This is a genomic window from Neptunitalea lumnitzerae (assembly GCF_027924185.1).
GTDB lineage: Bacteria > Bacteroidota > Bacteroidia > Flavobacteriales > Flavobacteriaceae > Neptunitalea > Neptunitalea lumnitzerae.
In genome coordinates this window covers 542866-555728 of sequence record NZ_BRVO01000002.1, presented here as the reverse complement: position 1 = coordinate 555728, position 12863 = coordinate 542866, and the positions used below count along the sequence as shown (strand labels likewise).

The 12863-nt window shown below is 31.5% G+C and carries 9 protein-coding genes; all 9 read left to right on the top strand.

Translation table 11 applies throughout. The annotated features are described in order from the left end of the window. Positions 1-5 precede the first annotated feature (5 nt). The 9 genes from Y10_RS09870 (at position 6) to Y10_RS09830 (ending at position 12856) form a co-directional block, all read left to right on the top strand. Positions 6-1055 carry a cellulase family glycosylhydrolase gene (locus tag Y10_RS09870; protein ID WP_281765216.1) on the top strand — a complete coding sequence of 350 codons (1050 nt, stop codon included), beginning with the start codon at positions 6-8 and terminating at the stop codon, positions 1053-1055. After that, the gene (locus Y10_RS09865) at positions 1055-2227 is read left to right on the top strand and encodes an aldose epimerase family protein (RefSeq protein ID WP_281765215.1); all 1173 of its coding nucleotides are present in this window, start codon (positions 1055-1057) and stop codon (positions 2225-2227) included. The genes Y10_RS09870 and Y10_RS09865 overlap by 1 nt, the downstream gene beginning before the upstream one ends. Before the next feature lie 3 nt (positions 2228-2230). Continuing rightward, positions 2231-3166, top strand: a complete 936-nt coding sequence (locus tag Y10_RS09860; protein ID WP_281765214.1) for a glycoside hydrolase family 43 protein — start codon at positions 2231-2233, stop codon at positions 3164-3166. Next, positions 3151-4965: a glycosyl hydrolase family 28 protein gene (locus Y10_RS09855; protein ID WP_281765213.1), complete on the top strand. Its 1815-nt coding sequence runs from the start codon at positions 3151-3153 to the stop codon at positions 4963-4965. Before Y10_RS09860 ends, Y10_RS09855 begins: the two co-directional genes overlap by 16 nt. 434 nt (positions 4966-5399) lie before the next feature. Next, the gene (locus tag Y10_RS09850; protein ID WP_281765212.1) at positions 5400-6500 is read left to right on the top strand and encodes a sensor histidine kinase; all 1101 of its coding nucleotides are present in this window, start codon (positions 5400-5402) and stop codon (positions 6498-6500) included. After that, on the top strand, positions 6475-7227 hold the full coding sequence (locus tag Y10_RS09845) for a LytR/AlgR family response regulator transcription factor (RefSeq protein WP_281765211.1): 753 nt from the start codon (positions 6475-6477) through the stop codon (positions 7225-7227). Before Y10_RS09850 ends, Y10_RS09845 begins: the two co-directional genes overlap by 26 nt. A 111-nt stretch (positions 7228-7338) precedes the next feature. After that, on the top strand, positions 7339-8688 hold the full coding sequence (locus Y10_RS09840) for a TolC family protein (protein ID WP_281765210.1): 1350 nt from the start codon (positions 7339-7341) through the stop codon (positions 8686-8688). Next, on the top strand, positions 8685-9755 hold the full coding sequence (locus tag Y10_RS09835; protein WP_281765209.1) for an efflux RND transporter periplasmic adaptor subunit: 1071 nt from the start codon (positions 8685-8687) through the stop codon (positions 9753-9755). Before Y10_RS09840 ends, Y10_RS09835 begins: the two co-directional genes overlap by 4 nt. Then, positions 9755-12856 carry an efflux RND transporter permease subunit gene (locus Y10_RS09830; RefSeq protein WP_281765208.1) on the top strand — a complete coding sequence of 1034 codons (3102 nt, stop codon included), beginning with the start codon at positions 9755-9757 and terminating at the stop codon, positions 12854-12856. Before Y10_RS09835 ends, Y10_RS09830 begins: the two co-directional genes overlap by 1 nt. Positions 12857-12863 lie beyond the last annotated feature (7 nt).

The window sequence follows — 12863 nt, the reverse complement described above, 5'->3', positions numbered from 1 at the left end:
TTAAAATGAAAAAAATTATCACACTAATTGCGTGTATTATAAGCATATCTGCTATAGCTCAAGGGCAAAAATGGAGTAAAGAAAAAGCCAAAAAATGGTATGCAGAACATCAATGGATTACAGGTGCTAACTTTATTCCTAGTAATGCTATAAATCAATTAGAAATGTGGCAAGAAGCCACATTTGATCCTGAAACTATAGACAGGGAATTAGGATATGCCGAAGATATCGGATTTAATACCATGCGTGTTTATTTGCACAGTTTGGCATATAAGGCAGACCCAAAGGGATTTAAAAAACGTATAAATGAATATTTAAAAATTGCAGATGAACATCATATCCAAACCATTTTTGTTTTTTTTGATGACTGCTGGAATAAAGACCCTAAAATAGGTAAACAACCTGTCCCTAAGACAGGAATACATAATAGCGGTTGGGCGCAAGATCCTGGATATCCCGCTTCTAAGGAGCGTGCTAATGATAAAGAATTAGAAAACTATGTAAAAGATATTCTAAGCTCTTTTGGAAAAGACAATCGAATTTTAATATGGGATTTATACAATGAACCAGGTAACAATGGAAAAGAAAATGAATCTCTTCCATTATTAAAAAATGTTTTTAAGTGGGCACGTGAAGCAAATCCTAATCAACCTATTTCTGCAGGGTTATGGAACTGGGGATATCAAGAACTAAACACCTTTCAAGCACAAAACTCTGATATACTAACATACCATTGTTATTCTGGACCTGAGGAACACCAAAAAATTATTAATCTATTAAAAACACATGACTTACCTATGATTTGTACCGAATATATGGCCAGAACAAGAGACAGTCATTTCTTTAATATTTTACCCTTATTAAAAAAAGAGCATATTGGTGCCATTAACTGGGGATTAGTAAATGGTAAAACCAACACCATTTTTGCCTGGGATACCCCTATAAAAACAGGTGAAGAACCTTTTGTTTGGTTTCATGATATTTTTAGAAAAGATGGTACTCCATACCATAAAGATGAAACAGATTTAATTAGAAAACTTAACCAAACTAAATAATGAATATTATAAAAAAAATAGCGGTAGCAACTATGCTACCGCTTTTCTTGCTATCCTGTGATAATTCTCCAAAGGAAAAGAAAAAAACACAAGACAAACAAAAAGAACAACTCCTTACTACAAACCTGATTCAAGAAAATTTTGAAACCTCCATTTCTGGTAAAGAGACAGGGCTCTACTATATTGAAAATGCAAAAATGAAAGTTGCATTTACAAATTATGGAGCTAGAATAGTTGGATTATGGGTACCTGATATAAATGGAAAAATGACTGATGTTGTGGTAGGTATGAGTAGTGTAAAGGCATTTGAAAATGCTACAGAACCTTATTTTGGTGCAACTATTGGAAGAGTTGGTAACCGCATAGCTAAGGGTACATTTTCTTTAAACGGCAAAACATACCATATTCCTTTAAACAATGGAAAGAATAGTTTACACGGAGGTACTAAAGGTTTTCAATATGTAGTTTGGGATGTTGAGCAACCAAATAACCAAACTTTAATTTTTAAATATCACTCGCCTGATGGCGAAGAAGGATTTCCAGGTAATTTAGACGTAAAGGTTACCTACAGTATACTTGAAAAAGAAAAATTACAAATAGTGTATCAAGCTACTACTAACAAGTCTACTCCGGTAAACTTAACCAATCATGCGTTCTTTAATTTGAATGGTGAAGGTAGTGGTACCATTTTGAATCATCTTGTACAGATTAATGCTGAAAAATATACACCAGTAGATGAAGGGTTAATACCCTTTGGTAATTTAGCCTCGGTTACAAACACACCTTTTGATTTTACCACTTATCATACTATTGGTGAGCGCATAAATTCAGATAATGAACAATTAAAAAATGGTTTGGGATACGATCATAATTTTGTGCTCAATGTAGCTACTAACGAAATGACGCATGCAGCAACTGTTATTGGAAATACATCTGGTATAATAATGGACATTTATACGCAAGAACCTGGCTTACAATTTTACAGCGGTAATTTTATGCAAGGTAAAAACACTTTTAAATCAGGTGCTAAAGATACATTTAGAACAGCATTTGCCATGGAAACCCAACATTTTCCTGATGCTATCAATCAACCTGATTTTGCATCTATTATTCTAGAACCATATAAAATTTATCACACAACATCTATCTATCAATTTAGTACAAAAGAATAACGTATGAAACATATTTTATTTATGATAACCTGTTTTTTTAATCTTATGTTATGGGCACAACAAAGTAATTTGTTATTGGCAGACCCTACTATATTTGAATATGATGAAACTTATTATGCCTATGGTACCAAAGAAAATAAAAGCATTACAGGAGAAGGATTTTTAGTGTATACTTCAACAGATTTAGAACATTGGGACGGACCAAAGGGTGCAACCGATGGTTTTGCTTTTAAAAAAGGAGATGGTTATGGAACTACAGGTTTTTGGGCACCGCAAGTTTTTAAATACCAAGATAAATTTTTTATGGCTTACACGGCAGATGAGCATATTGCCATTGCAAGTAGTAAAAGTCCATTGGGGCCGTTTACTAATAATGGAAGTGCCTTGCCTAGCGATGTAAGACAAATTGATCCTTTTGTATTTTTTGATGATGACAAAATATACCTCTATCACGTAAGATTAGATAAAGGGAATAGAATTTTTGTTGCAGAATTGAACAATAATTTATCCGCTATAAAACCAGAAACCTTAACCGAATGTATTTATGCAGGAAAAGGTTGGGAAGATACTGAAAAGGTAGAATGGCCAGTAACAGAAGGACCTACCGTATTTAAAAGAGATAAAAATTATTATTTACTTTATTCTGCCAATGATTTTAGAAATAAAGACTATGCTGTAGGTTATGCTATCGCAACTTCTCCTTTTGGACCATGGAAAAAAAGCGATCATAGTCCAATTATTTCTCAAAGCCTATTAGGATATCCAGGTACGGGGCACGGCGATGTATTTTATAATACAAAAGGTGATATGTATTATGTACTTCATACTCATTTTTCAGAAAATAATGTCGCTCCTAGAAAAACGGCAATATTAAAATTAAAATTGAAGAAACAAAAAATTTTCATTAGGTCTAAATCATTAAAATGGTTACAGTTATAAATATAAATAGTAAGAAATTTAAACTAGTTGCTTTAGTTGTTCTAACAATTATTTCAATAAGAATAGTGAATGCTCAAGGAGCTAAAAACTTCAGCACTTCTTACTATGAAGGAGAAAACTATACCAGTAAATCATCTGATTGTATAGTTGGTACATCAAATTTCCCATATATTGGGTCGGGTTACCTTGATATGAGAGGAAATGGTTCATATGTAGAATGGAATAATTTGTATTGTGAAGCAGAAGGAAAACATACACTATTAATTAAATATGCAAACGCTAGTGGAGCTAACCTTCAATGCGAATTAACAGTAAATGGCGTTGTTATTAAAGATATAGAGTTTCCTTCTCGTTTTGAGGATTGGAACTATTATTGGATTGCTAGAGTTACTGTTCATCTTAATGCAGGGTATAACTCTGTTAGGTTTACGGCTAATACTCCAAACGGTGGACCTAATATAGATAATATAGCAATTTCAAGTGACGATGAACTTTGTACTGCTACAGGAAATAAATATAATGTAAAAGATTATGGAGCAATAGGTGATGGTAATACCAATGATACTAAGGCAATACAAGCAGCTATAGACGCTTGTTCTGAGGGTGGTTCTGTAATTTTATCAGACGGAACTTATATGTCTGGTCAGATAAAATTAAAATCTAATATGACATTATGGATTGATAAAACCGCTATACTGAAAGGGATACAGGATAACTCTTTGTATCCTGCAATAGCTAAGCATGCAGATAATGCCAATGTATGGTTACCGGACGTACTTGGTGGAGGAGGTTGGGAACTTAAAGAAGCTTTTGTTTATACAGAGCAAGCAAACAATGTTACCATTACCGGTGGTGGAGTAATTGATGGCAACGGAGATTGCGAAATATGGGATCATACCAAAGATGAAACGGTAAGACCCATGGCATTATATGTTGCCTATTCTAAAAACATAAGGGTTACTAATATAGATATTGTAAACAGTGCAATGTGGGACTTTGTTTTACTAGAATGTGACAAAGTAACCATAGATGGTATCAACATTAATACTTCTGCCTATGGAGTAAATAAAGACGGAATAGATATTTGTGACTCACATGATGTAACCATTACTAACAGTACCATTTTATGCCAAGATGATGCTATTTGCCCTAAAAGTGGCTCAGCTAGAGGAGTAAATAATATGACTATTAAAAATGTAACGGTAAATGGTACAACAGGAAACAAAATAAAATTTGGTACGCTAACCTATGGAGCCTTTACAAATTGTTTGCTTCAAGATATTGCTATTAATGGCTCTGGTAGAGGTGGCTTATGTGCTATTTCTCTACAAGGATTAGATGGTGCTGACTTTTCAAATATAACCTTTGATAGAATTAACTTACAAACCTCTGCTAATGCTTTCTTTCTATTACACGCTGCGGGAAAACGAGGACATAGACCTGCTGGCGCTCCAGCAAAAAAAGGAAGTATGACCAGTATTACATTTTCCAATTTAGATTTTAGAAATATATATGAGAATATTGGTAGCTGTATAAGTGGAATATATCTAGATGATGTTGTATACAAAGTAAAAGATGTTACATTTAATAATGTTACCATTAACTCTTTTAAAGGTGGTGCAACCACCATACCCGAGAAACCTGATGAATATATGGGGAATTATCCTGAATACAATGTTTTTGGTATGCTACCAGCGTGGGCATATTATATAAGATATGCTGAGAATGTTAATTTTATAAATTGTAACCAGACAGTTAAACCTTCAGATGTGAGGGAGGCTATTGTAATAGATGAGTAAGATTATTTACATTAAATTAATATTTTAAAAAATAACCAGTTCTAATATGGTGGAGGTTACAAATTGGTAAATCTAAATGAGGGTCTATAGATTTTTGTGCACTATAGGTTTAAAAATAACCTCTTTTATCATAGTAATTGACCCCGTATGCAAGGTATTAGGATAAATAATGCTCACCACAATGGTCGTTTTTTCACTTCCTCCTTTTGCCCCCAATACAGAAGTTGACTTTCCCTTATTTTAAAAGTGTTTGAGTAGGGTAGAGGTGTAAAACTGGTGTAATAATTATTATACATAAAGCCTAATTTCAGTTAAATATTAAATGAATAACATTACCGAATACCTAATTCAAACTCAATTTTGTCCGTTTAGGTCATTATTCTTAAAAGATATTAGTAGGTTAATGTATTTTTGTTTAATCTATAGTTTTATATATGCCTAAAAAAAATAGAAATATTGGATTAGTAGCAGAGGTTACCTTACCTGTTTTAAATGAGAGTCTTAAAGACTTAAGAATGGGTAACTACTTTTTACTATTAGTTTTAGGAGGTTTTTCGCTATTTTTTATGTTTATATTTAACGTTGCTTTTATTAGAATAGCAGGTGTACTTATTTCAGGTATATTTTATGTACTTTTCTTAGGTTTTTGTAACATTTACATTCTAAAAATTAGTGTTACCAAGTTTAATAATAAGCTGATCAAATTTAATTTATTTAGATATGGTTTAAGTTGGTTAGTTGCTATTGTATTAGAATTTGCATTACATCCATTATACTTGCTTGTACTAGGCTTACCTATAAACAATTATGATTTTAATATAAAAATAGTATATGTTTTTATAGCCAACGGATTGTTAATGGGAGGACTTTTCTTTTTAATGCATGATTATATTGTTATTAGAAACCAAAAAAGAGAAACAGCACTAGAAAATTCTAAACTTTTAATAAAAGCAGAAGAAGCAAAAAACTTACTTCTCAAAAAGCAAATTCATCCACATTTCTTTTTCAATTCGTTAAATACACTTAAAGCACTTTATAAAAAAGATAGCGTTTTAGGAGAGACATATTTAATTCATTTGGCAGATTTTATGAGAACTTCAGTATCTAACCATACCTCTCAAGCGGCAAAATTGAAGGAAGAATTGGAATTATGTGAAAACTATTTAAAAATGCAGGAAATAAGGTTTGGACAAGCTTTTATAGCGGATGTAGTTATTAATAATACCGAAAAGCTACAATGGTTTTTACCTTTTTTTTCTTTGCAACCGCTTTTAGAAAATGCAATTAAACACAATGTAGCAACCAAAGAAAATCCATTAAAAATTGTAATAAGGCAAATAGATAATATAGTTACAGTTACTAATAATTGTAACCCGAAGAAATATAAAGAAATATCAACTCAAAGTGGTCTAAATAATTTATGTGAACGTTATAAGATTTGGAGTAATGATGAAGTAATGATATATGAAAAAAATGAACAATTTATTGTAGAATGTAAGCTGTATCCTTATGAAAATCCTTATCATAGAAGATGAAAATTGGGTAGCTGAAGAACTTGCCGAAACCCTTATATCAATAGATGAAAATATTGAGATAGTAAAAATACTTTATTCAGTATCGGAGAGTATTAACTATTTACAAACTCAACCAAAAGTGGATTTAATTTTTAGTGATATTCAACTGGGTGATGGATTGAGTTTTGAGATTATGAATAATCAGGTTATAAAGATTCCTATTATATTTTGTACTGCGTTTGATGAATATATGCTAGAAGCTTTTGATACTAATGGAATTGCATATGTATTAAAGCCTTTTAGCGAAAAAACAATTAGGAAAGCATTACTTAAATATGCCGATTTAAAAGCTATGTTATCCAAAAATATAGAGAATACTTATGAATCGTTAATAAGTAAGTTTTCTACAATTGCTCAACAATCTAGCTTAATCATAAAGTATAGAAACCGAATAATACCCATAGGTATATATAAAATAGCATTGTGCTATATAGAAAATGGTATAACTTATATATATACGCACAATCATATTAAATATGTACATTATGAAACTATGGATGAATTGGAGCAAAAATTGAGTCCTATGTTTTTTCGGGTTAATAGGCAATATCTAATCAACAGAAATACCATTAAAAATGCCGAGGAACTATTTTCTAGAAAATTAAAAATTGAATTACTATTTTCTTGGTACGAAGATATTACAGCAAGTAAAGAGAAAAAGAAAAAATTTATAGATTGGATGAAATAAAGTATTGCTAACAGAATCCTTTTCATAGTCAATTTTGGCTGTTTTATGTTTTTAATTCATTGTTTTACGCCTATCTAATAATACGTTTGTTCAAAAATTTAAAACGTGCAAATGAAATTTATTAGGGGGTGTATACTAAGTTGCTTTCTGTATAGTGCCACCTTACTAGGGCAAGAAAATTTAAGCTTAGAAGATTGTATAGCTTATGGACTCGCTAATCATGGAACTATTACTATTGCTAAAAATAATACTTTGGCTTCAGATGCAGCTGTTAATGAAGTAGTAGCTGGTTATCTTCCAAAGGTTTCTGTAAATGGGGGTATAGATGATAATATTAAGGTTCAAGAGCAAGTAATTCCGGCTGGTATTTTTAGTGATCAAGATTTAAGGGTTGCTTTTACTAAACAATACAACACAACCGGATCGGTTCAGTTAGATCAGGTAATATATGATCAGTCTTTACTTATTGGCTTAAAGGCAGGTAAATATACCAAAACACAAGCTGCTTTATCTAAAAAAGAAAGAGAGGAAGCTTTAGTATATAGTATAACATCATATTATTACCAATACGGAGTATATAAATTACAACTTCAATTTTTATTAGAAAATAAAGCTACCTACGAGAGTCAATTGCAAATTGCTGCATTACAGTTAGAAAAAGGCGTTCTTGCCAATGTAGATTATAATCGTTTGCAGGTAAATTATAACAACATACTTTCTAATATAAGAACAGCTTCTACAAACTTATCGGAAAGTATGAATGCCCTTAAGAATGCTATGGGGTATTCATTAGATAAAATATTGCAATTAGAGGAAGTAACAAAGGTACCAAAGGAAGTGTTGTTACAGAATGAGTTAGCAGTACATGAATATGATATAACTAAACGGTCAGATTATTTATTAGATAGTTTAAACACTCAATTATTAGCAATAGATTTTGAACGTATTAAGTACAGTAACTTACCTAAATTAAGTTTTTATGCACGTTACGGTACCATTGGTTTTGGAGACAATTTAAATGAATCGTTTAGCACACAACAGTCCTTTTCTGCAATAGGCTTAAAACTTAGTGCTACTCTTTTTGAAGGCTTTGGAAAAACAGCAAGAGCAAAACAAGCAGAAATAAAATACAAAAATGCTATAGAACAGCAACATTTAAATTCTGAAAAGTATAAACTAGAAGTTGCTAATGCTACTAACAAGCTAGCTAATGCTAAAGAGGCTATAACTCAAGAATTAGAAAACATAAACTTAGCGGAGTCTGTGTTTAACGCTACAAATTTACAATACAGAAAAGGAGTAACCTCTTTAAAATATTGGTTAGATGATCAATTAGCTTTAAAAGAATCTCAAAGAAATTATTTACAAGCGGTGGTAGATTATTATGTAGCTACCATAGAACTAAAAAAATCAAACGGAACTTTAAGTACTTATTACAACTTTCTTAATACGGATAAATGAAACGAATATTTTGGATAACCATAGGTATTGCACTAGTAGTATTAGTTGCTTTTAAATTATATACTAATAAGAAGCATATAAACGAACAAAAAGAAAAAGGACAGGTAGAAGATGTTATAAAAATACCTGTAGAAGTAGATACAGCTACAATTAAAAATGTAGTTAATACCCTAGAAAAAACAGGAACATTAATTCCAGATAAGAAAGGTATTGTATATGCAGAAACATCTGGAAACATTATAAATCTTAACTTTTCTTTAGGTAGTATTGTAAAAAAGGGAGAATACTTAGCAAATATTAATGCAGATAAATTAATTATTGATATTAATAATGCTAAAGCAAAATTAAGCAAGATTGAAAATGATTACAACACCTATAATGAGTTGTTACAAGGTGGGGCTGCTACAGAAGAAAAGGTAAACCAATTAAAACTAGAACTTGTTAATGCACAAAATACACTGAAACAATTAAATAAGCAGTTAGACGATACTAAAGTAAAAGCTCCTATTAACGGAATTATAGTAGAAAAAAATGTAGAATCAGGTGTTTTTGTAAATGTAGGTACTGCTATAGCCACTGTTTTAAATTTAGACATACTTAAAGTAAAAGTATTTGTAAACGAACAAAGCGTTTACAATTTAAAAGTTGGAGATACTACAATAATAACTACAGATGTTTATCCTGATAAAACATTTAAAGGTACTATAAGTTTTATTAGTCCAGAAGGAGATGAAACCCATTCTTATATAGTAGAAGTAGCTTTAACCAATAATAAAGACTTTCCTTTAAAAGCTGGCACTTTTGTTTACACCAAATTTACAACAAGTAACAATAAAAATACCCTGCTTATACCTAAAGTGGCGCTATTAGAAAATACTAATAAAGCAATGGTATATACTATTAATAACAATAAAGCTGTTTTACACACTCTTAAAGTTGGCAATAATTATGGGGAATATGTAGAAGTTTTAGAAGGACTTAATAAAGGAGATTTAGTAATTATCTCAGGACAAATAAATCTAAAAGATAAATCGGAAGTATCTATCACAAATACAAATAAAGAATAATGACGGTATCAGAATTAGCTATAAAGAGGCCACTATTAATAGTAGTAATCTTTACAGTTCTTATACTATTTGGGGTACAGAGTTATTTACAACTCAACTACAATTTATTACCTAAAATAGAAGTAAAAACAGTATCGGTTGTTACTATTTATCCAGGAGCCTCTGCCTCAGAAGTAGCGCTTAACGTAACTAAAAAGCTAGAAGATAATCTAGCAAGTGTAGAAGGATTAAAAAGTGTTTCTTCTAAATCTCAAGAAGGAGTATCTCAAATTACACTAGAATTAAAAAGTAATGTAGATATAGATGAAGCCGAAAGAAATGTACAACGTAAAGTAGATCAATCAATGAATGATTTACCAGATGATGTAGATAATCCTACGGTAAGTAAAATAGATTTAGAAGCTACACCAGTAATAAGCGCCGGTGTTACGGCTATAAAATCTCCTAAAGAATTGTACCAATTAATTGATGATGAACTATTACCTGTTTTACAAAATACAGAAGGGGTTGGACAAGTAAATGTAATAGGTGGTACACCAAGAGAAATTAAAATAGCAATAAACCAAGATAAACTTATAGCCTACAAGGTTACGGTAGAACAAGTAATTACGGCAATAGCAAATGCTAACAGATCGTATCCTGCTGGAAAAATTGAAACAAAAAATCAACAATATGCCATTAAGTTCGATGCCAATTTTACATCTATAGCCGAAATAAGTACTATAGAAATAAAAAATAATATAAATGGCGGCACCATTTATTTAAAAGATATTGCTAGTGTAGTAGACGGCACAGAAACAGCTACAACTTTAAACCATATCAATGGTGTTCCGTCAATTGGTATTCAAATTATAAAGCAAAGTGATGCAAATGCTGTAAATGTAAGCGAAGCTGTAAGAGAACAATTTACTAAGCTAGAAAACCAATATCCAGAATTTGACTTAAAATTTAAAATATCATCAGATCAAAGTGAGTATACGTTGGCATCTGCCGATGCGGTAATGGAAGATCTGGTATTAGCTGTAGTTATAGTTGGCATTGTTATGCTATTATTTTTACACAGCTTAAGAAGTTCTTTATTTGTAATGGTTGCTTTACCATCATCTATTATACCAACATTTATAGCAATGTATGTTTTAGGTTTTTCTTTAAACTTAATGACGCTTATGGCTATGTCTTTAGTAGTAGGTATTTTGGTAGATGATTCTATTGTGGTATTAGAAAACATATATCGCCATTTAGAAATGGGATCTGAAAAACGTAAAGCTGCTTTAGATGGGCGTAATGAAATTGGCTTTACAGCTATGGCTATTACTTTGGTAGATGTAGTGGTTTTTCTTCCATTAGCCATGTCAGGTGGTATAATAGGTTCTATACTTAAAGAATTTTCTTTAGTAGTGGTATTTTCTACCTTGATGAGTTTAATGGTATCCTTTACCATTACACCTTTATTAGCAAGTAGATTTGGACGCTTAGAACATTTAACGAAAAATACCTTGTGGGGTAAAATCAATATAGGGTTTGAAAATTTAGTTACTAGTATTAAAGAGTACTATGGCATGTTATTACAAAAATCTTTAGGCCATAGACGTTGGGTATTAATAGGTGTTTTAGGTTTATTAATTAGCTCTTTTTTATTAGTAGGCTATGGTTTTATAGGTGGAGCATTTATACCATCTGGAGACCAAGGAGAGCTATTAATAAAACTAGAGTTAGCGCCGGCTACATCTGTTTACCAAACGAATATGGTGACTAGAAATGTAGAAACTATATTATTAGAAGAAACAAATGTAGAAACTGTATTTTCTAGTATAGGGTATGTTTCAGGAGGGGCAGCAGGTGCTGGTAATAATAGCAATATGGCAGAACTTACTGTAAGTTTAAAGGAAGACCGAACTGAAACTGCAGATGATTTTGGAGTACGCTTGCAGAAAGAATTAAGTAAAAAAATCCCGGGAGTTATTATATCTGCTTCGCCAACATCTGTTTCGGGTAGTAATAGTGGTGCACCAATACAAATAGCAGTAAAAGGTATTGCTATAGAAGAAATAAGAAGATGGGCCGAAACTATCAAAACGGCTACGGAAAGTGTTTCTGGTACTAAGTATGTAAAACTATCTGTTAAAGACCCTAAACCGCAAATTGAAGTTGTTTTAAACAGAGATAAAATGACGCAATTGGGCATTAATGCAAATACAGTAGGTATGGCATTACAGAGTAGTTTTAATGGTAACGATGATAATAAATTTAAACATCAAGGCAATGAGTACAATATTGCTATAGCCTTAGATGATGCAGATAGAAGTACATTACAAAATGTAGAAAACTTAGCATTTATAAATTCCAAAGGCGCTAGTTTTCAGCTAAGTCAATTTGCTACTATAAAACAAGGTTTGGGTGAGTCTGTATTAGAAAGAAAGGATAGATTGAACTCTATCACCGTAAATGCTAACGTAGTTGGGCGTCCTGTAGGTACCGTAGCTGCTGAGATAAAAGAGAAAATTGATCAAATGAAAATTCCAGATAACATTTCTATTGAGTATTTAGGTGATGTTAAAAACCAAGGAGATGCATTTGGTAGTTTAGGTATTGCTTTGCTTACGGCAATTATTTTAGTGTATTTAATTATGGTAGCATTATATGAAAGTGTTGTATATCCTTTTGTAGTATTATTTTCTATACCGGTAGCCCTTATAGGTGCATTGTTAGCACTCGCATTGACAATGGAGTCTTTAAACATATTTTCTATAATAGGTATGATTATGCTATTAGGGTTAGTATCTAAGAATGGTATTCTAATAGTAGATTTTACAAATCAATTAAAAGAAGAAGGACATAGTATTAAAGAAGCATTAGTGGAAGCAGGTAAAGAGCGTTTAAGACCCATCTTAATGACTACCATGGCTATGATTTTAGGAATGCTTCCAATTGCTTTAGCATCAGGTGAGGGTTCTGAAATTAAAAATGGTATGGCATGGGTTATTATTGGTGGATTAACAAGCTCTATGTTATTAACCTTATTTGTTGTACCAATAATGTACTCACTAATAGAGGGATTAAAAGGCAGGCTTAATAATAAAAGAAATAAAACAACCTCGTAAACCATTT

Excerpts from the sequence above, each read along its gene's own strand:
- Y10_RS09870 (WP_281765216.1), top strand. The coding sequence starts at position 6 with ATGAAAAAAATTATCACACTAATTGCGTGTATTATAAGCATATCTGCT.
- Y10_RS09865 (WP_281765215.1), top strand. The coding sequence starts at position 1,055 with ATGAATATTATAAAAAAAATAGCGGTAGCAACTATGCTACCGCTTTTC.
- Y10_RS09860 (WP_281765214.1), top strand. The coding sequence starts at position 2,231 with ATGAAACATATTTTATTTATGATAACCTGTTTTTTTAATCTTATGTTA.
- Y10_RS09855 (WP_281765213.1), top strand. The coding sequence starts at position 3,151 with ATGGTTACAGTTATAAATATAAATAGTAAGAAATTTAAACTAGTTGCT.
- Y10_RS09850 (WP_281765212.1), top strand. The coding sequence starts at position 5,400 with ATGCCTAAAAAAAATAGAAATATTGGATTAGTAGCAGAGGTTACCTTA.
- Y10_RS09845 (WP_281765211.1), top strand. The coding sequence starts at position 6,475 with ATGAAAATCCTTATCATAGAAGATGAAAATTGGGTAGCTGAAGAACTT.
- Y10_RS09840 (WP_281765210.1), top strand. The coding sequence starts at position 7,339 with ATGAAATTTATTAGGGGGTGTATACTAAGTTGCTTTCTGTATAGTGCC.
- Y10_RS09835 (WP_281765209.1), top strand. The coding sequence starts at position 8,685 with ATGAAACGAATATTTTGGATAACCATAGGTATTGCACTAGTAGTATTA.
- Y10_RS09830 (WP_281765208.1), top strand. The coding sequence starts at position 9,755 with ATGACGGTATCAGAATTAGCTATAAAGAGGCCACTATTAATAGTAGTA.